General features: G+C 33.6%; 2 protein-coding genes. Both read right to left on the reverse strand.

Annotated elements, in window-relative coordinates:
* Positions 1-15 precede the first annotated feature (15 nt).
* Positions 16-13,479 (reverse strand): SDR family NAD(P)-dependent oxidoreductase, encoded by a 13,464-nt coding sequence (locus Q1A73_RS18090; RefSeq protein WP_299608347.1) that lies wholly within the window; start codon positions 13,477-13,479, stop codon positions 16-18.
* Complete coding sequence (locus Q1A73_RS18095) at positions 13,466-24,052, reverse strand: SDR family NAD(P)-dependent oxidoreductase (RefSeq protein WP_299608349.1); 10,587 nt, start codon at positions 24,050-24,052, stop codon at positions 13,466-13,468. Before Q1A73_RS18095 ends, Q1A73_RS18090 begins: the two co-directional genes overlap by 14 nt.
* Positions 24,053-24,092 lie beyond the last annotated feature (40 nt).

Below are 24,092 nucleotides of genomic sequence, written 5' to 3' on the forward strand. Positions count from 1 at the left end.
TATTGGTTGGGCATTCTATTTTTCTAGGGTATCTGAAATATTGGATGGGTATCCTAGTTCTCCAGAGGGAATAGTTTTCAATAACTGTGCAATTGTGATTTCCTGGTTGTTTTTTAAACTCTCTATAATCTTTAAAAAAGTTTGAAACATATTTTCAATATCCGTAGCATTGTAAACCTCTTTATCATACTCTAGTTGAAAATAAATTCCATTTTTATATTCAATAATGGTGTTTTTAAAATTGAAATGGGCCGATCCTTCAGGACTATGACCAGTTATTGGGTTCTCCAACACGGTGTCAGATTCTATGATATAATTGAAAAATGAAGGTGCCAATATGCTTAATTGAACATTTAAATCATTTAATATTTTCTCGTATGGATAAAACCTGTTCTTTGAGGTTTCGAATACCTCTTTTGTAACCTGTTTCACAAATTCATTAAATGATAACGAGTCATTAATTTCCAGTGTCAACACAATTTCGGAACTAAGCCAACCAACAATATTTTCAAACTCTTTAAAAATTCTATTGGAAAAAGGAATATAAAATCGTAAATATTTAGAACCGCCTGTTTTATATAACATCAGTGCATATACCGAAATTAATTGCATGAATAAACTTGATTCATTGTTCTTTGCAATATTTTTTAGCTCTAAAGATTCAGATTTATGCATGAAAAAGTTGTAGGACGCTCCATATCCAGGATATAATTTTACGATGGTTCCATAAGCATCCGAATATCCTGAAATATCTTTCCCTTTCAATTCCTGTTTAAGTTCCTTGGTAAGGTGATCTCTATAAGATATGGTAGAAAGTTTATCATTTTCTGATAGAGAGCTTTCTATGCTTTCTTTGATTTTTGACAAATAACTATCTCTTAATTTAATCCCATCCTCACTCTTTAAAAATCTATTCACCCAAATAGCATAATCTTTATACTGAAACTTTGGTTCTGGTAATGAGGAAGAATTACAATTGGTTATCTTTTCTTTATACAGCGTTTCGATCTCATTTTTCAATACATTCATAGACAGTGCATCGGAGATGGTATGATTTATAGTAAAAAGTAAACCAGACATTTCCTTAGAATAGTGAACAACACGCAAGTAAAAAAGTGGTGATTTCGTTAAATCAAATGATACATCATTAATATTCTCGCGAATTTCTAAAACAAGTTGATCTTTGTTTTCTTTTTCTTTAAGGTCTATGTATTCGATTTCTATTTTTGATATCTTCTTAGCTATATATTGTAGTACCTTACCATTTTCAAACTTAAAAGTTGTTCTTAAACTTTCGTGTCTTTGCACAAGCTCTTCAATTACATCTTCTAATGTTTCAGTATTTAAGTCAGAAAATGGTACCATAAATGACATATTGTAAGAGTTCGCGCCAATAATTCTTTTTCTTACAAATTCCTTTTCTTGCTGATGAAATACTTCAAATTCTTGTTGTTCTCCATAGTCAATATTTTCACTAAGATTAAACTTCTTAAATAAGGACTCCTTTGAATTCTGATTCTCTTTACTATTTAATCTCAGTAAGGGTTTCCCATCTTCATCATTATCGAGCTTTTCTAAAATATAATCAGTCATTAATCTAATCGTATTTACAGAAAAAATCTCGTGTAAGGGCAACTCTATATTGAAGGTATCATTAATCTTATTAAATAGGCTCATTGCATTAATCGACTGCCCTCCTAATTCAAAAAAGGTTGTATCGATCGATATGGATTCCTTATCTACTTCTAAAACACCAGACCAAATTGAAAGCAATTCCTCTTTAATTTCACTTTTAAATTTGGCGACAACGGTTTCATTTCTTGTCAAAGATGTTTTTTGATTGTGCAAAGAATCAGTGCTTTTGGATACCATCCTTTCTTCTGGAACTACACTACTTTTTTGGGGTGTTCTATCTGGCGTAACATTCTCATCGATATTTTTGTATTCCTGAAGAACAATATGGGTATTAACACCACCAATTGCATATCCGTTTAATGCTGCCAAGCGTGCTCGACCTGGGGACTCCCAAGGTGAAGGTTCTGATGTAATAACTAAAGCGTGATTTGGATCTAAACCTTTATTGATATTTTCTAGTCCAGAAACTCCAGGAATGACCTTATTTTGAAATGCCTTAATTACTTTAATCAAAGAAGCAATTCCCGAGGCAAACTCCGGATGACCTATGGTTGGCTTAATACTTCCTATACGCCATTGTTTTGTTGTATCGTGACTAAGCTCTTTATAAGCATCATTAATACTTTTTAATTCAATTGCATCGGCAAATGGGTTTGCAATACCATGAGCTTCTATGTAATCAATATGAGTAGGATCCACTTTGGCCGTTTTAATACTGTTATGAATCGCTTCTCTTATTCCAACGGGACTAGGAGCTTCTAAGGAGAAACCTCTCCCTCCGTGAGTAACAGAACTACTTTTAATTACTGCAAGAATATTATCGTTATTACGTTCTGCACTTTCCAAGCTTTTGATAATCAAAACACCAGCACCTTCACTACTCACAAAACCAGATCCTTCATCCGAAAAACTTTTAGTATAAGTGCCGTTACTTAACACAGAAGAGGGTTGTAAATGCTCTACTTTTTTGAAAAGCTTTTCGGAAATTACATTTACTCCACCAACAATAGCTTGTTCACATTCTTGAAGTCGTATGCTCTGAATCGCTCTATGCAATGCGACGTAAGAACTTGTACATGAAGTATTTATTACCTCGCTTGGCCCTTTTAAATTGAGGTGAAAAGAAATTTTATTTGGGATCAGATAAGATCTCTTTTCTTGGTACTCTTGTGCCTGAGCAAAATTATCCAGATCTAAGGACTCCTGTTCTGCTCCAATAAATACTCCTGTGGATGGTTTAGAAATATCCCCTTTCGATATTTTGCTCTGATTCATTGCCTGACCTAAAGCACTAAATACTAACTTTTGTTGACGACTCATTGATGTATAATGATCCTCTGATATTCCTAGGACCTTTAGATTTTCTAGGTCATAGCTTGTTTGAACCTTTCCGTAATTTAATTCCTCATTATCAGAAGAGGACATAGGATTCATCAATTCACCTGATATGATCTGTGACCACAACTGATCACTGTTATTAGATTCTGCAAATAGCCCTCCCATTCCGACAATTGCAATATCCTTATTAGGTTCTGAGGGTTTTTTGGAAATCTGCCTACCCTTTGGTATTTTTCTTTTAGGGATTCGATTCTCGTAATGATCAGATGTATCATTGTCGATATCACTTTTGATTTTATCAGATTGACTTGTAACGTACTTTTTAGATACGATATCAAAATGCTCTTCTATTAAGAAACTTGATAATTCAGCAATAGTAGGATGATCAAAAAACACAGTTGGCATAATGTCCAATTGATAATCATCATTAATCGCTTTCGAAAATTCAGTTAGTAAAATGGAATCAAAACCATATTCACCTAACTGATCGGTAGGATCTATATCCTCATTTGATAAAGTTAAAATTTTAGCTGCAAGAGATATCAAATTTCGTTCAAACTTATGTCTTATCTCTTTGCTATCCTCTTGATTTTTCTTATGATTCGTTTTCCAGTAATGCTTCGATAATTTATCTTTCTCGCCATATAATACCATTAGTTGATCACTACCATATTCCAAGATTTTATCAAATGCTTCAAATCCTTTCTCCGGTTCAAGTGATTTAATTCCCCATATCTCATCCATCCAATGATCACTTTGTGCCTCGTACAAGCCGCTATTTTGCCACAATGGCCAATTAATGCTTATGGTAGCACCGCTTTTTATTCCTTTTGCCACATCTTCATTTCTTTTAACCGAGTAATAGTTCAAAAATGAATTTGCTAATGCATAGTCTGACATTTTTAAGGATAAAACTCCATCCAATGTTCCCGAGATTGAGGAGAAATACACCATAAAGTCTAAAGGATGATTGCTGGTGAAATCATCTATTAATTGTGTTCCATTTATTTTAGGTAATAAGACTTTGGAAGATACTATTGATGCTTTATTTAATGAAAGAATTGAATTGTCTGACGGAAAAACACCTGCACTATGAATCACCCCATTAATTTTGCCAAAACTTTTATCTATAGAAAGCATTAATTGGGATACTGATTCCGGGTCACTTATATCACATTGATAATATGTAGCTCTCGGTATTTTAGAAATTGTTGATTTTTTTTCTTCAGACAATTCACTTCTTCCAGTTAGGATTAAATTAATTCCATTTGCTTTTTTGCTTAAATATTCTGCAAACATAATTCCTAAACCACCAGCTCCACCAGTAATTAGATACACTCCTCCTTCTCTTATTTCTAAAGGCTTTTCTGAAACTGAATTTGTTGGGGATGTAAAACCTCTGACTTTTCGTGTTTCATTTGTATATCTTACTTCAATATCTTTATTATGCCTTTCTTTTGAAACAATATCCAATAGTTTATCCTCTTCCATTAAGAAGGAATCTACACCAATTAATTTAGCACTTAACTGATGATTCCCTAACTGAAAAGTCTTAAACAAACCTGTAGCGAAACCACAATTAGTCCAATCTTCATTCTGATGAAGAACCACAATATGTTTTGGCTTTCCACTATTTAGCGCACTTTGAACACTATCGAAAAGAACTACGCTATAATCAAGAGAGTTCTCTGAAACTATGACCTGCACCTTCGTATTCTCTAACGTCTCAAGACTGATGCTTAAATTTTGATGATCCCTCTGGTTATCCACTAACAATATTAATTGTTCTTTGGGAGTTAACACCTCTTTCGCGTCGGTCAGCAAGGAAGTGTTCCAATTTGGTTCGTAAAACATCAAATCATCCTTTATATCCACAAACTCAGTTGTAGTCACGCTTTTTTCTTTTAGAATAGAAAGGTTTGAAAATTCTACCAAAGCTTCTCCTAATTCATTTATCAAAATAACATCGAACTGTAATTTATTTTGATTTGCACCTTCAGTGGTTACTTTTTTCACACTACACCAAAATGTCTCAGTAAGAGGCCTATAAATATTAACTTGATCAATATGATTTAAAGAATATTTTTCAGAAAACTGAATACTATTATCCAAGACTAAACAGGTTTGCAATATACTTTCCAATGCCTGGGGAGATAAAACATATCCTTTTTCCTTAGCAATGGTTATTTTAGATAATCCCTCAAATCTACTAAGATACATAGATGAAATACCTCGATAACTTTTCTTGTACTCAAGACCTCTTTTTTTCAGGATATTGTAACAATCTTCGCCGGTAAGAATGTCCGACATTGCTTGTTTATTTTTCTCTATTTCGAAAACATCGATTTCTTTATGAGTGATTACACTGATATTTCCTGTACAGCTTACATACTCTGTATCTAAATCTGCATTATATACCTCGAACGAGATTTCATCTTCTTCCCTATAAATTGATACTCCAACATCTTGTGTTTTCTTATGAATACCTATTGAGTTTAACCAATTAATATTGGTGATTTGGTTAATTTTTAAATTTGATGATCGTTCCCCAGCCTCTCTAGCCATTTCCAAAAATGAAATCGATGGAACCATTTTTTTCTCAGTAAATCCATAATCATTTATAAAACTTTCATCTCCAGAAAAACTACTTACGAATTTTTGTTCATCTAAATTTGATTCATTCTGATGGAGCAACGGATGCAGATATTGATTTGTGTTTATTTCTAAGACTTGTTTTTTATCTTCTGCCACCCAATATCTTTCTCTGGCGAAGGGGTACGTTGGTAAACTGATCTTTTTTGGAACCTGATTATTATATAATAAACTCCAATCTATTTCCAACCCTTTAACCCATAATTGAGCAAGTGATTCCAGTTCCTTTTCCTTGATAGCCTCTCTAATATAGGCCTGTCCAGCTTTTCCTTTTAAAAAGAAATCTAATTTTTCTTTCTTTATGTTTCCTTTAATAAATCCGGAGGTATTGTCTTTTAAATATCTGGATAACTCTAATTGCAACTTATCTAAATCATCGGCTAAAAACACTATTCTTTCTTGCATTGGGCTTCTTCCTATTTGCAAAGTATAAGCCAGGTCGTGTATATTTATGTTGGAGTATGATTTTATAAACTCCTGCAAATTTGTGACTTGCTCTTCTAGCCTATTCAAATTTTTAGCAGATATTGGAATAATAGCGGTTCCATGGTGAGGATATTGTTCTGACGGTTGGTGGTATTCTTCCACAACCATATGTGAATTTGTGCCGCTAAAACCAAAACTACTAATAGCAGCTCTTTTAGGTTGATTCGAATCATTTTTCCAATCTTGAAGTTCCGTATTGATATAAAACGCACTTTTATCAAAACTTATCAGGGAATTTTCATTTTTATAATTTATGGACGGGGCTATCTTATTATGTTTAAATTGCAATAACACTTTTTGAAGGCTTGCAACACCCGCCGCAGCAGAAGTATGGCCTATATTGGTTTTTACAGATCCTATTGCACAAAAATTCTTTTTGTTAGTGAAGTTATTATATGCTTTACTAAGTGCATCTATTTCTATTGGATCCCCAAGTTTAGTGCCAGTTCCATGTGCTTCAACATATGAGATAGTTTCCGGATCGATTTGATATTTTTCGTAAATACTATCTATTAAATTCATTTGAGAGCCAACACTTGGGGCGGTAATACCATTTGTTTTTCCGTCCTGATTAATTCCTGTTCCAATAATTACCCCTTTGATATCATCCCCGCTAGATATTGCATCTTCAAGTCTTTTTAGCACTACTACACCTGCACCTTCTCCTGGAACAAATCCATCAGCACTATTATCAAACGTTTTACATTTCCCTTCTTTAGATAACATCCCTGCAGCACACATTTGTTGGTAAGATTCTACCCCTAGATACAAGGTAACTCCTCCTGCAACCGCCATATCCACCTCTCCATTCATAAGAGCTTGGCACGCTAAATGAATAGAAACCATAGAACTTGAACATGCCGTATCCACTGCAATAGCCGGACCTTTGAGATTCAATAAATACGCTAGGCGTGCTGCAAATATTGAAGATGCATTCCCGACCATTACTTGTGCTAGATTTTCTTTTACATTCGTATCCTTAATTTTCTGGATATACTCACTTGTCATAATTCCTACATAGGTCCCGCACTTTATACCATCTAGATCTGATTTTTGATACCCTGCATCTTCTATGGACCTCCAACATTCTTGTAGGAATATTCTATGCTGCGGATCCATTAATATTGCTTCAGTTGGGGAAATATTAAAGAAAAGAGGATCAAACTTATCAATATCTTCCAATTCTCCTAACCATTTACAATAGATATCACCAGTTTTTTCACCATCCTTTTTATAGTACTTTTCGACATCCCATCTATCTTTTGAAACTTCACTGATACAATCCAACCCTTGAGAAAGATTTTCCCAAAACTCATTTAAGTTTTTAGATTTAGGATATCTTCCACTCATTCCTACAATCGCAATTCGTTGACTCTCTTCAGTACTAGTTTGCTCTGTAGCGTCAACTATAGATTTAGAGCTAATTAAGGGTTTTTCCTCCAAGATTATAGTTGGATTATCAACAACTACTACCTTATCTACATCGGTTTTCACAACTAGTGTTTCTTCCGGTTCTGAGCTATCCGTTTCGATTGTCTCCAACTTTATTTTATGATCTTCAGTACTTATCGTTTCCTCAATAAAACTTGATTTGGTGTTAGCTTCATCAAGTTGTTGATTTTTTTTGTTTATTTCCGTAATAACACGTTCTGATAAGGAGTTAACATCGGGATGATCATATAGAATTATGGCTTCTAGATCAAGATCAAAATGCTCATTAATCTCTTTAATCAATTCTACTCCAATAATAGAGTCCATTCCTAGTTCCTGAAAAGCTATATCTTTTTCGATATCATCATCAATATATAATGATTCTTTTACCATTTGCGTCAATTGATCTGCTATGGCGTATTTTTCCTGATCGGTAAGTGAGTTATACTCAGAATTATTATTAATTATCATATTGACTTTTTTTTGATCATCGAGATTGTTTATCTCATTTGAGGAAATAGGATCAGAAATCACAGAGAGCGTAATTTTTTCTTGCTTGTTTTGTTTTTTGATCATATTCGCACCTTTAAACTGTACATTATCTGATTTGTGTACACTATTTTTAAAATCGTTGGTCACTATTATTTGTTCAAATTTGTCTTGATAAATTTGTGATTCTTCAAACACTAAATTTTTAAACAATTTTTCATTATTTTCTGGTGAATCATACCGTGAAGTTTTAGAGGTAGTGTTATCAGGAGGAGAAATTTCAACTTTATTTATTTTACCAAGAAAGTTTTGGTTGATTTTATTTTTATTTCCATACACTACCAGACATTGACCACTTTTGTTAGAAAGTAATTCATTAAAAACATTAATCCCGTCTATTTTTTTAAGTGGTGAAAAACCCCATTTTTCTTTTAATATTTTCTCAGATTGTTCTGAGATTTGCATACCTCCATCTTTCCAAAGAGGCCAATTAATACTAATTGTTTTACCTTTTCTTAAGTCACGAGAAACTAATTCATTTCGATACGACGCATAATTATCCATATATGCGTTTGCAGAGGCATAATCGGCTTGACCTATATTGCCCGTAACTCCTGCTAAAGATGAAAAAATAACAAAGAAATCGAGCGATTCATTCTTGGTAAGTTCATCTAAATTCTTTATTCCTCTAATCTTTGGAGAAAGTACTTTAGCTACCTCGTTCTTAGTTTTCTTTAGTATAAAACTGTCCTTTATAACTCCAGCACTGTGTATTACACCATCAATCTTTCCATATTCGGCTACGATGTATGGGATTAACTTAGAAACTTCATCTTTATTACTGATATCACATTGAAAATATTCATAACTATGCAAGCCAGATAATTTCTCTTTTTTCTTATTATCTAATTCACTTCGACCAATCAAAATCAATGTTGTATTCTTAAATTGATTCAAATAGGACGCAAAAATTTCACCTAGTCCTCCTGCTCCCCCAGTGATTACATAAACTCCACCTTTTTTTAATACTGGAACTGTAGTCGAATTTGATGGTAATTGCCAAGGTTCTATTTTTTTGATTTCCCTTTTCCCAGCCTTATATCTTATTTCCTCACTTAAAAAGGCCACTTCTGTATCAATAACATTTGAGATAAAACCAAAATTCTTAAGTGATAAATTGTCAAAACCAATGGTTTTGCCATTTATCTTAGGGTTTTCCAAATTTGCTGTTTTAAACAGTCCAGAAACAAATCCATATTTCAAATAATCTTGATTCTCATAGATCAAAACTATGTCTAGATTTTCCTTAGGGTGCTTACGCTCTTTTATTTTTTCTAAAAGTGTAATGAAGCAGTCCTCCTCATCATAATATTCACTGATATATTCTACGTTTAGAACTAAGCTTTCTTTTAATTTGTCGCATAAATCGGGGGTTCCTCCTGCGACTATAATTAATTTGGAGTTGTCGTTTTGGAGATCGTTTTTATGATCTACCAAAGATTTTTCTCTCCATACATAATCGAATAAATGAATTTTATCCTCTTTTAGTACTTTGTCTTGATCAGGTTTCTTTTTACTAGGGATGGCTAACGAACAAAAACCTTTTATCTCAATCAGTAATTCTCCTTTTTTATCATATATTTCTAAATCACTGATATTTTTTCTGTCATTATTTTCTGATTGTAGTCTACTTGTAACATGACACCAAACTTTTGATGGAAGTTTTTCATAAAGGTTAATTTGTTCGATCCTGTAAGGAATAAAGATCATATTTTCTTCACGGTTAAAGTATAGACTTGCACATGTTTGAAAGGCACTATCAATAATTCCAAGAATGCGCTGATTTTCATCTTCAGAAGAAAACTTAATTTTTGACAAGGCTTCGGTTTTTGAATAATAAACCTTATCAATCCCTTTAAAATTTGATCCATAATCAAATCCTTTCTCCTTAAACATCTCATAATAAGCCGACTTATCAATTGATTTAGGGAGTCTAGTTTTGATCTTATTCGGGTCTATGCTTTTAGAAAATGTTTTTTCTTTAGTATCAATATTTCCTTTGCAATGTATTTCTTTGTGTGATCCAGAATAGACGTCGAAAGACAAACTTTGCTCTCTGTAATATAATCTGATATTGATTTCTTGATTGGTATCCGTTCCGATAAAAGGTTTCAACCAATAAATATTACTAAGCTGTGTTATTTTTTTATCCGTTGATAATGTGCCAGCTATTAATGCCATTTGTAGATATACTACGCCAGGTAATATGTGGTCATTATTAATTTTATGATCTCTTATAAAAAAATCCGTTATAGAATACCAGCTTGTAAAACGCTGTTCGGTAAGATTAGACGTATTCTGATGAATAAGTGGATGGATTTCGACTGATCGATTTATACTTTCCTGTGGAATCCAATATTTCTTTTTCGTAAACGGATACGATGGTAAACTAATTCTTTTAGGGTCTTCATTTGCATAAAGTAATTCCCAGTCTATGTTTATACCTGAAACCCATTTTTGAGCTATTACACTAATTTCTTCTTTCGAAGTTAATGGATCCTGTTTTATTGTATCAATTGTAATATCATCGGTTAACCGGTTATTTTTTCTCACATTATTACAATAGAAACCATCTAAATCCCCTTCGAGATATTTGGAAAGTTTTATTGCTAAATCTTCTTTGTCCGAAACAACAAAAGCAAGCCTTTCTTCCATTTCTTCTCGTCCGGTTTGCAAGGTATATGCGATATCGATTAGTCTACTTTTTTTGTTTTCACTTAGAAATTTGGCAAGATTTGACACTTGTTTTTTTAGGCTATTAGCATTTTTAGCTGACAAGACAACTAATCCATTTTTGAAATTGTCATTCTTTTTTTTGTCTTGGCACTTAAATTCTTCAATAATTACGTGTGCGTTACTACCAGCAGCTCCAAAACTACTGACACCTGCCAGTCTTGATTTATTATCAGGTGTAGACCATTTTTGTAATTTTTGCTGCACTACAAAAGCAGAGTTTTTAAAATCTATTTTAGAATTGAGTGTTGATGAATGCAAAGAAGGAACCAATTTTTTATACTTCATCTGTAATAAAACCTTGGTAACGCCAGAAATTCCAGCAGCTGATTCGCAATGTCCAATATTTGATTTAACAGAGCCGAGACTACAGTATTGTTTTTTATCAGTCTTAAATGCTCCTTTTAGGCCCGACATTTCTATTGGATCGCCAATACTTGTGCCTGTTCCGTGTGCTTCGATATAGCTGAAATCTTCTGGCAGCACACCTGCTTTACTAATTGCTTCTTTAATTACTTCTGATTGAGCTTTTGGATTAGGCACGGTAAACCCAGTACTCCTTCCATCATGATTTATTGCAGTTCCTTTGATAACCCCATAAATCTGATCTCCGTCTTTTATAGCTTTAGACAAAGTTTTTAGCAAAATGACACCAACTCCTTCGCCTGGAACATATCCATCTCCTCCCTCTCCAAAACTTTCACATCTTCCTTTAGAGGATAAAAACAATGAGTTAGATAGCCACGAGTATTTACTAGGGTGCGAAGTAAGATTTACTCCTCCGGCAATCGCCACTGAACTTTCTCTATTACGAATACTGTTACAAGCTAAATGAATAGCTGTTAGTGAAGAAGAACACTGCGTATCCAACCCTATGCTTGGTCCTTTGAATCCAAAACACGAAGATACAGTATTAGCTACTAGGGAAACAAAACTACTTGGGTATATAGGTTTATTCCCTTTTTGCACCCTATACAATTGATAATCTGTCCAAAAAACTCCAGCGAAAACACCAACTTTTTCATCTTTACTTAATTGGGAGATTTTATACCCACTATCTTCAACACAATTCCAACTTTCTTCCAAAAACAATCGAGTCTGAGGATCCATTTTTTCTGCTTCTCTTGGAGAAATTTGAAAAAATAACGGGTCAAAGGTTTCTGCTTCCTCTATGAAACCTCCCCAAAAAGTTTTATCTGATGCATCAATTCTTAACCTGGGAGGTAATTTATTGGTTATACTATCTTTTCCATTTTTAAGATTTTCCCAAAACTCTGGTATATTGTTTGCGTCAGGATATCTCCCGCTAAGACCAATAATTGCAATATCTTCTTTTGAGGTTTCTAGTGGCAAAGAAGTTTTTACCGTATCTTCTGGCTTTACTGTTTGATTTGTTGTTACTTCTAAAAAGTCAGGGGCTTCTTCTTTTTTAAAATCCAAGAAATGTTGCCCTTCATTTTCTAATAAATAGTCACTAAGTTCTTCAATCGTCTGATACTCGAATAGTAAAGTTGGATAAAAATCATGACCACATTTGTTTTCTAATTCTCCTACCAATTCCATGGTTGAATTAGAATCTAATCCTAAATCATAAAACCCTAATTTCTCATCTATTTCGGTTACTTTCTTATCAATTTTAGCACTGATAATATTTTTTAAGTATTCTCGAATTGTTTGAACAGCAGAATTACCGGAGGTAACTACTTCATTGACTTGATTTGAAGCTGGTGAACTTTTTATTTTCTTTTTCTTTTTTGCCTTTGGTTTTGAAACTATGTTCTTAATGGATTCTGGTTGCCTAATTCTTTTACTAACAATATTTTTAAAGACAGCAAGTACTTCTCCATCTTGGTTATAAATTATTATCTCATTGGAAATAACTTCTGGTAATTTATCACTTGGAATGTTTTGTTTTTTACTGTAGACATAGATCTTTTGGGGAAAAGATTTATATATTTCAAATTGTTCAATAGAAAATGGTATATAGGGAATTCCCGTTGTCGAGGATATTTTTCCATCCTGATCATCTTTTAGTTTAAAAGAACTTCCTGCAAAAGTAGACCCATCTAAAAACGCTGGATGGACTATCATTTTATTGCGATAACCTTCTGCTAACTCACTCAATTCCAAAACCATGAGCTCCTCATCGTTTTTTTGGTATATTACTCCAGAGGTTTGCATAAATTCCCCATGACATATCTCTATCGTTCTCGCCCCAGCATATACCTCATCCATATTATAGCTTCTTTGGCTATTCTGGATAAAATTCTCTATGTCAAAAGTTGGATACTTGTTTTGCCCTGTGGCATAATCCAAGCGTCCTTGCAGGTGTTTTGTCCACTCTCCATATACCTCCCCTTTATGATTTGTTTTTTTAGAACGTAATTCGACATCCAACAAAGACTGACTCCCTTCACTATATCTAATTTCGAGTTTTCGATTATAATCTTTTGTTGTGGAAAGAGGTTCAATAAATAACACCTTACTTACGCTAAACTCTTTGGAAAAAAGCTTTTTCGCAGAACGCAGTATTAAATCTAAATAAGTCACTCCAGGTACGATTCTAACACCGTACACTTTATGATCCCGAAGAATAAAATTATCATGATCAAAATCTATAGTTAAGGTCTTATTATTCATATCAGTTTGTTTCAAAATTCAAGTATTTATTAAAAGCTTCCTCTTCTTTTATTATAGCCTCCGCATCCATATTAGTATCTATTTCGGCACTGGTTTTTTCTTCTGGCCAATATCTTTTTCGGTTATAATTTATGTCAGGAACTTGAAAAGGCGGTTTGATTTTGTTGTTCTCAGGAATTCCTTCATTACTTAGTAATATGAAAGCATTATTCCCTCCTAACCCGAATGCACTTACTCCAGCTCTTCTTATATTGTTTACTCCTGTCCAATCTTGAAGTTCTCTAACGGGATATACGGGAGAATTCTTAAATTCGAATCTACGATTAGGTCTGGTACAATGAAGGGTTGGCGGAATCTGTCCTGCACTTATAGACAAAAGTGTTTTAATCACTCCCGCTACTCCTGCAGCACTTAGTAAATGTCCAAAATTGCTTTTTACACTTCCTACTCCACATATTTGTTTTTGATCGGTATATTTCTCTAAAACTCTGGTTATACCTTTTAGTTCTATAGGATCTCCAATTAGTGTCCCAGTTCCATGAGTTTCGATATAACTAATCGAAGTAGGGTCTATACTTCTTTTGGTGATCGCATCTTCCAACAAGGATTCTTGTGCTTTTGGGTTAGGAGTAGTTATACCCATAGTTCTTCCATCATTATTTAATGATGTACTATCGATTACTCCATAAATCTTATCTCCAGAATTAATAGCATCGCTCATTTTTTTCAGAACTAAGACACCACAACCTTCTCCTAAACCTGTACCATCGGCACTTTCATCAAATGTTTTGCTTATTCCGTCTGGAGAAAGCACACCAGATTTGGTAAGAGATATAAATATTTTTTCATCTAAAATAATATCAACTCCTCCTGCCAAGGCTATTTCAGTTTCCCCATTTAAGAGCCCTTTAACCGCAAGGTCTATAGCAGTTATAGAGCTGCTACAGGCAGTATCAACTACCATATTTGGTCCCTTAAAATTGTATATATGAGCTAGGTGGGCTGCAATAAAATTTTGACCCGTTCCAACAATAAAATCTTTACAAGGATCCGTTATTTTATCTTTAAAAGTACTTACTCTACTTCCTGCATATACACCTATCTTTTTACCAGAAAGTTGTTTTAAAGAATGTCCTGAATCTTGAATTGCTTCTATACTTACCTCCAACCATTGTCTTTGTAAGGGATCTATTTGTGATGCTAGAGTTTCATCGATTCCAAAATACGCTGGATCAAAATCCTCAATATTATCCAAAAAACCACCCCATTTACTAATACTCTTACCTTCGGTATTCGGTTGACTATCATAATGCTCATTAGTATCCCACCTTTCCTTAGGAACTAACTTAATACTATCTCTTCCTTTTTTAAGATTATTCCAATACTCATTGATATTTCTAGCATCCGGAAAATGACATGCCATCCCTACTACTGCAATAGATTCATTAGATGGGGTGGTTTCCGGTGATTTTGCTAACTGTTCTTCTTCTCTAGTTTTATCATGACTTATAGAGTTTTTCGGTATTTCGGAAATATTTATTTGATCATCATTACCCGAAAAGTTTGGATATTCTTTTAGTAAATAATCACTCAGCTCAGAAATAGTTGGGTTTTCCAAAACAACGGTTGGAGAAATACTAATATTTCCCATCTTAGATTCTATGCTTTTGATAAGTTGTACCAACAAGATTGAATCAACTCCAAATTCCTGAAAAGGTACATTTAGGCCCAGATCTTCAACCGGTAATTTTAAGACTTCACTTATTAAATTTTGTAACCATTCTGCTGCTTTAAATTCACTCTTTTTTCTTACTTGGATATTCCTTATTTTCTTTCTTTCAGGGATTTTTAATATATTTTCTTTATTGAATATTGAGGTGTTATATACTGCCGGAAAAACAACTGGGTAAGGCAAGTTCTCCGATAATAAATTATCCAAAACAGCTAACCCTGCGTCTTTTGAAATAGATAAAAAACCTAATCTCTCATAGATACTCCCTTTGATTTCTTGCATGCTTCCTTCCTTCCAACTTGGCCATTGTATACTCATATAATTATGACCATTCATTTGCTGATAATTGGCAAAATAATCCATATAGCTATTGGCCATCACATAATCACTTTGTCCGGTTCCTAACCTCGGTATCAGTGCTGAAATTGAAGAAAATAAAATTCCATACTTAAGATCATGATCTTTTAGTACCTCATGAAGATTATTTAAGCCAGACACTTTGGGCTGCAATATCTTTTCTATATTCTCAATCGATTTATTTAGAAATCCAGGTGTATCCGTATCCACACTACCAGCAGCATGCAGCAATAATTCTATATTTCCCCAATCTGATTTAATACTTCTCAATGAATCAGACAATTGAACTTTATCCGATAAAGAATCATACAAAACTCTAACTCTAGCTCCTTTACTTTCTAAATAAACAATATCCTTAATTTTCGAGCTTATTCTAGAATTGGTATTCATATAGTCTTTCCATTGATCTCGATCTGGAAGCCTTTCTTTACCCATCAGAACAAGTTTTTTGATATTGTACTGTTCTACTAAATGTTTAGCGCAGGCCATTCCTAAACCTCTTGTTCCTCCAGTTATTAAAACCGTCCCTGTAATTTCTACTCTTTTCTTTTTTTCTGTATGAACAGTTTCTAAAATCGGATGCAACCAATTTCCATTTCTAAATCTAAGTTGTGTATACTCTGAATTACTTTGATAGGCCTCTACTATTCGTTGACTTTGGTTAAGAGGAGAATTTTCTTCAATTTCTATATGCGTACTACAAACTTTTGAATACTCTGCTTGAAGCATATGGTATACTCCAAAATATACTGCACCAGTAAGTCTTCCTTCCAAAGAACTAACTATCAACAACTTCAATTTATCGTATTTAGTTTGGTTTATGATATTTTGTAGTAGCTCTACGGATCTGTAGTTATTTTTCTTTTGGTCTTCTAAAGGAGTAATATCAATAAGTCCAACCACATTTTCTATTTCCAAAACCTCCTCAATCGATGAAACAACTAAAATTCTTTCTATACTCCTTTCTAATTCTTTTATCAATGATGTACTCGAACCGTCACTTACTACTAATGTCAAACCTGGTAAGTTTTTCGTATGTTCCAGGGTAAATGGCACCCATTCTTTTTGAAATAACTGAAGCTTCTTTACAGTGTGATCTTCATTACTTACATTTTCATTTTTTAACTGATCTAACTCTAATGAACTATGCTTCCAGAATCGACCTCTTGAGAATGGATAGGTTGGTAAGCTTATTTTATTTGGTCTTGGGTTATTATATAGCTTTTCCCATTCAACGTTGATTCCATTTATCCAAAACTCTGCTAAAGCACTTAGTTCTCTATTCTCAATATATTTTTCTAAATCCTTTTTTTCAGGTTGAAAACCAGGAATAGATTTCTTTACATTTCCTGTAAAAATCAATGTTCCAGATGTATCAGAAACATACTTTTTAAGTTGATTCTTTAGATGCTCAATGCTATTAGCGATTATGGCCAACCTTTCATCCATGGACTCCCTTCCTGATTGCAGGGTGTAAGCAATATCAAAAAAAGAAGTATTAGGATTATCGTTTAAAAAGTTCAATAAGTTTGACCCTTGTTTTTTTAATCCCGTTTTATTTTTTGCAGATAAAATAAAAATCCCTTGTTCTGAGCTAGCGTATTTATAGGAAGATTTCGGGAGATATTCTTCTAATAGTACATATGCATTTGTACCACTAAACCCAAAACTACTAACTGAAGCTCTTCTGGCATTTGCACCAGCTGGTTCCCAAAACGTCAGTTTATCTTGTATTTTAAAAGGGCTGTTTTCAAAATCTATTAACGGATTCGGTTGGCTAAAGTTTAGAGAAGGGGGTATCTTTTGATATTTCATAGATAATAACACTTTTATAACCCCAGCAATTCCTGCCGCCATCAGCGTGTGACCAATATTAGTTTTCACACTTCCAATAGAGCAAAATTGTTTATTACTTGTATATGATTCAAAAGTGTTTTTAAGTGCCTCAAATTCAATTGGATCTCCTAATTCAGTTCCTGTACCGTGTGCTTCTACGTACGTAACAGATTCTGGGTTGATAGCAAACTTTTCGTACGCTTCTTTTTCTAAGGAAGTTTGAGATAATACGCTTGGAGCCAAAATTCCGTTTGAAGTACCATCTTGATTTGTTACACTTCCTTTTATAACACCATAAATTCGATCCCCATCCCTTTCGGCATCCGATAAGCGCTTCATAACGATAACCCCTACTCCTTCTCCCGGGACAAAACCATTAGCTCTACTATCAAATGAATAACATTTTCCATCTGGGGATAACATTCCCGCTCGACTTGAAAGCTTGTAAAAATTGGGAGTAGTCATTACATTCACCCCACCGGTTATAATAAGATCAGACTCCATATTAATTAAGCTCTTACAGCCCATATCGAGAGCAACTAAAGAGCTGGAACATGCAGTATCAATAGGTACAGCCGGTCCTTTTAAATTCAAAAAGTAAGAAATTCTAGAAGCCAAAATTGAACTAGAATTGCCCCAAAATGCAGAAGCTGGTATATCCTCAACTGATGACAAATAATCTCCGGTACTAGCTCCAACATAGACTCCTGATTTAGTTCCTGATAATGTTTTAGGATCTATTCCAGCATCTTCAATTGCTTTCCAACAATGTTCTAAAAATAGCCGTTGCTGTGGGTCCATCATTTCTGCCTCCGCACCTGAGATACCAAAAAATAAAGGATCGAACTTATCAATATCTCTTAAAAAACTACCCCACTTGCTATAAGTTTTGTCCTTATCTTCTTTATCTGGGCTATAATGTTGATTAAAATCCCATCTACTACTTGGAACCTCTTCTACTAAACTTTCCCCTTCTTTTAAAAAAGTCCAAAATTCTTCAAGATCTCTAGCTCGTCCATACTGACCACTCATTCCAATAATAGCAATATCACTATTGTTTTTTGTCTTTGATCCATTATTGGAAAAACTACTCGTACTAGTTTCAGGAGGAACCATTGTATTAAGGTCCTCGATGCTTTGCTGATTCGTAACTTCTACATTAGGTACTGCATCATCATTGAATAAAATAGCGTCTGAATATGTCTGTCCAATATATTCTGATAATGTTTGGATATTAGGATAATTAAAAATATCTACCGGACTTAATTCTATTTTTAATTGCTCGTTTATATTTTTAATAAGGGATGCCCCCAGAATAGAATCAAAACCATAATCCATAAATTGTTTACTAATATCGAAATTATCCTTATCATATTTTATGGTTTCTGCGGCAATATTCTTTAATCTATCTTGTAAGGTTTGGTCGACATCATTGGCATGCTTTCGTGGCTTATTTACCTTTTCTTCTGCGATTTTCTGATCATTTATAGTGTCATTTATGGTTCTTATATATCCATCACTTTTGGTGATTATCATTTGTTGCGACAAATTATTATTCTCAGGATAAATAGAAGTGTCCATAAAACCTATTGATTCCAAAACGAATAACCAATTATCGGGTGATAGGCCTGGACTTCCTTTTTCTCTTATTTCTTCATCTTCAAAAAGCCACCATCCATCTAGCAAACCAAAAGTTAATGTTGTAAACAATTCATTTCCCTTAAGTTCATTTAAAAATAGTAGTCCATGCTTTTTAAGAACAGCTTTAATATTATGTAATGTGTTTTTGATATTTTTAGTTGCGTGGACAACATTAGCGGCTATGACAATATCGAATGAACCTAGAGGAATATTCTGAGAAGAAGCCGGCTTTTCAATATCGAAAATAGCTGTAGACATATAGGGAGCCTTATGCTGGAAGTTACTTTCAGCCTGAAGTAAAAAGCTCTTTGAAATATCTGTATATACATAATTCAAAAATTGGGCATAGGGTTGTAATCTATCAAAAACTACCTGACTTGTTCCTCCTGTACCAGCTCCTACTTCAAGAATATTAATCTTTTCTCCTTTCTTTATTTTTTTTATTCTTTCTGAAACTGTTTTTACAATGCTATCCGCTATGAGATTATTAAAATAATCCGCTTGATTATTATCTTTATAGACTTCACTAACATATTCTGAACTACCATTAGGAAAAACAATATCCGTAGCTGCTATTTCTCCTCTTAGTACTTTATCAAAATATGTAATACATTGATCAACAAGCCTTTTATGAGGTTTATATCCTGGTAAAAAAGTATCATTTTCTGTTTCAAACTTTTTAAGTTCTTTGAAAGCGATAGGATCAATTTTAATTATATTTTTTTCTTCTACAACGTATCCAATCTCCAAGAAGTTTCTGATTAGCTCTTTAAATAAACGCTCATATTTATGTGCTATCCCTAAAAACTCTAAATATTGACTAAGACTATTTCTGGTTTCAAAAGCATCCTTTAATCCCATATCAATCAAAACCTGAAAGCAAGCGTTAGAACAGTATTTTTGAAATTGATCTTGAATATTTTTATCAAAAGAATAATATGGAATATCCATTTTCTCAAGTGATAGGGATGATAAACCTGATAATTCTTTGAATTTTTTGTCTCTTGAAATATTATCGACTAATGATTTTGCTTTTTCACTTAGTTTAATCGATACTATCTGTCGCTTCTTATTGGACAAAACCAATTCCAATACTTCCATCCCCTCATTTGCAGAAATACTACCTATACCACTTTGAGAAAACCTACTTTCGTAATCCTTAGAGCTTACAACACCTACTTCTCCCCAATACCCCCAATTAATCACATAAGCAGGTATTCCATAATGTTCTTCTATATGTCTCGCATAGGTGTCTTTATAGGTACATCCTGCAGAATAATTTGATTGCCCCATGGCATTCCACTGAGATTGTACTGAAGAATAAAAACATATAAAATCAAGTGGCTCGTTTAAAAATGGTTCTATAAAATTATGACTTCCAAGGGATTTTGGTAAAAATGATTTTGCAAAATTTGACTCATCCATATTCTCCAATCTCATATCATTAAGAACTAATGCAGAATGAAATAATCCATGAATAGTAGGAAAGTTTGCCTTGATCTTATCATAAGCTTTAAATACATCTAGTCTTTCTAAAGCATCACATTGTATATACTGTGGTCTTTTTCCATGAAGTTCAATTTTATTTTGGTTTGTTTCTATCGTCTTATTTAGAGGACTTCTGCCTAACCAAATAATTTGAGCATTATATTTTTTCACCAAATACTTTGTGGTTTCCTGACCAATTCCTCCAGAACCACCCAGAATAACATAAACACCATCTTTTCTAAATCTACTAGGATAATGATCCTGAAGATCCATTGGATATAGTTTTCTTTCCAAAAAGGAACCTCTCTTATAACAAATTAATTCACCCGAGCGATCATAAGGCAATTCTAAAGATTTCTTTATGTCGTTAAAATCCTGATGAACACCCTGGAAATCAATCATTCTGATTTTCCAATTTGTCTGTTCTTTGGCTAATGAACCTACTAATCCTGGGATACCTGCTCCAAAAACTGATGATTTATCTTCTACAGAAACTTTTTGAGTATTACACGTGAAAAATGTTAATTTCAACCTATCCTGACTATGATTAGATATCAAGTACTTTATTGTTTGAAATAGTGATTTTTCTACATAACTGAAATCTCTTTTGTGCTTATACTCAGAAATGCCATGTAAAAAATAGATATTACTTATTCGATCCGGAATATGATTTAGTTTTTCTTGAAAAACAATTTCGGATTCCAGATCGTTAAGAGATTTCTTCATAGATTGTACAAACTCATCATCTATATTATTATGACCAAGAAGTACTATCTTTTCGTTTTTATCTTCTACCGATTTATTTCGTTGACGAATCTCATCCCAAATAGGAATGTAACATATTGATTCTTTATTAGTTTTTGAGAATTGACCAGAATCTTCTGAGTTTTGTATAGCGGCATCAACCGGTAAGGCTACAAAGTTTTTAAAACTTAAGAGCACCTGTCCGTCCTGATCCATTAAATCTATGTCATAAGATGTTATATTCTCATCAGATGTAACACCATTGCTTTTTCTTACTAGTCCCCAAAACTGAGAAACATCTTCAAAACTTTTATAAAAGTTGATTTCATTTACGTGATAAGGAAAGGATAATGAATAAGATGCACCATGTGATGTAGCCAGCCCATAAATCGTATGCAATGCACTATCAAGGATTCCTGGCGTATATTTATAACCGTCAATTAACGGAAGGTTTATCTTTGAAAAAGCATAAGAATCACCTACATAAATTCGTTCTACTCCTTGAAATGTTTCGCCTAAATGCAGTCCTTCTTCATAGAAATTTTGATAAACTTCTTTTCCTGAAATTTCGTTTAAACTTTCGGAAATTATCGTTTTTACATCAATTCTTTTGGGGTTTCTGTCGATATTACCTAGGACTATTTTGCTGCTACAGTGTAGAATTTCCTTATGATCAGCAATACTGGTTATTTCACAATTAATGTTTTTTCTACCTGTCGTATTTCTAATCTGTATTTGCTTAAAGTCGTCTTCTACGACAATTGGAGTTGTCCAGGTTAAATCTTTGATTTGAAAAACTTCATTTTTACTAACTTCTTCTCCTGTTGCTCTTATTAACTCAATAAAAGCTACTCCTGGTAAGACTTTATCTCCACTTACCTGATGATCGTTAAAAACAGATTCGTTTCCATTAAAAGTACTTTCGAAAATTAAGTTTTCTGTATTCTCTTTTCCTATATGTAATAGTGGATGTATCTTTTGGTTATCTTCCGATTCTACTATGTTTGAGTTGGAAAACCAATACCTGTTTTTAGCAAAGGTATAGGTTGGCAAACTTATCTTGGAAGGTGTTTCTTCTGGGTATAAAGAACTCCAATCTATTGATACTCGTTTAGACCAGGAATCCAATAGCTCCCCATGTTTTTTATGCGCTGACTCGTTTTCAGAAATATTATTGCTTTTTGGTGCATTATTTTGTATTCCCTCGGAATAGGTTTCTAATTTTTGAATCAATTCATTAGTATTAGAAACCACAACACCAAACCTTTCTTCCATTGGCTCCCTTCCAATTTGCAAGGTATAAGCTATATCATGAATATTCAGATCTTTATTAGATTCTAGAAATAACTTAAGATTTCTAACATTCGCACTTAGCTGATCTTTATTTTTAGCTGATAGAATAATTACCGCAGGTTCCTCACTTCTATAACTGTGGTTTTGTTTTGGTAAATATTCTTCTATCACCATATGAGCATAAGCTCCTCCAAAACCAAAACTACTAATCCCTGCTCTCAAAGGATGCTGATCATTTGTAATCCAGTCGATAGGTTCCTGATTAATATAGAAAGGAGAATCATTTAAATTTATATACGGGTTTAAACTCTCAAACTTTGGCATGGCAGGAATTTCCCTGTTCTTTATGGATAAAATAGCCTTTATTACTCCAACAATTCCTGCTGCACCTTCTGTATGTCCAACATGTGCTTTTGCAGATCCAATTGCGCAAAAATCGGTGTTTTCAGTATGTTTTTTAAATGCCTTTTTTAATGCATTTATCTCTACAGGATCTCCTAATTTTGTTCCAGTTCCATGGGCTTCAATATATCCGATAGTATTCGGGTTTATTTCTGCATCTTCCCAAGCTTTTAATAAAACATTTACTTCTCCGTCAACACTAGGTGCTGTTATTGAAGGGGTATATCCTCCATGCGTAGTTGCGCTTCCTTTAATAACTGCATATATGTTGTCATTATCGGCTATAGCTTTCTCTAAAGGTTTCATCATTACTGCCGCAACACTTTCACCAGGAACATACCCATCTGCCTGACTATCAAAAGTGTGACATCTACCTGTTGGAGATAATGCTCCGATACTACAGAAATATCGATAATGTAATGATGTGAGCAATAAATTTGCTCCTGCGACAAGAGCTTGTTCGCATTCTCCTTGTTGTATTGCTTTGAATGCAGTGTGCAAAGCAATTAAAGAACTGGAGCAAGCAGTATCTATTACCATGCTAGGTCCTTTTAGATCAAAATAAAAAGAAGGTCTGTTAGCTAACATGGTAGCAGCATTTCCAGTTCCGTCATGTGGATTAACTGTTGTTTTCAATCTGCTCATTTCTTGTGCATAATCATGAAAACAAACTCCTACATACAAACCTGTATTACTTCCTTTTATATCATTAATCGCTCCAGCATCTTCTATTGTCCCATATAAAACCTGTAATAGATACCTTAACTGCGGGTCCATTACTTCTGCCTCTATAGGAGTAATATTGAAAAAATCAGCATCGAATTTATCAATATCATCAATAAAGCTACCCCACTTCGAGTACATCTTATCCTCGATACCTTGTCGTGGATCAAACCAAGTTTTATAATCAAAATGATCTGTTGGGATTTCTTTGATTAAATCTGTTTTATTATAGAGTTCTTTCCAAAAATCATCCTTATTTCTAGCACCAGGAAATACTCCATGAATACCCACTATAGCTACGTCTTGTATTTGATTTGACTTTGCACAAAGATTTTGGCTTGATATATTTTTACCGAATTGTAATGGCTTCATTTTTTTTGATTATTTCAAAGAATTACATCAACTTTTTTAC

The sequence above is a fragment of the uncultured Aquimarina sp. genome (assembly GCF_947492115.1).
Classification (GTDB): domain Bacteria; phylum Bacteroidota; class Bacteroidia; order Flavobacteriales; family Flavobacteriaceae; genus Aquimarina.

Excerpts from the sequence above, each read along its gene's own strand:
- Q1A73_RS18095 (WP_299608349.1), bottom strand. The coding sequence starts at position 24,052 with ATGAAGCCATTACAATTCGGTAAAAATATATCAAGCCAAAATCTTTGT.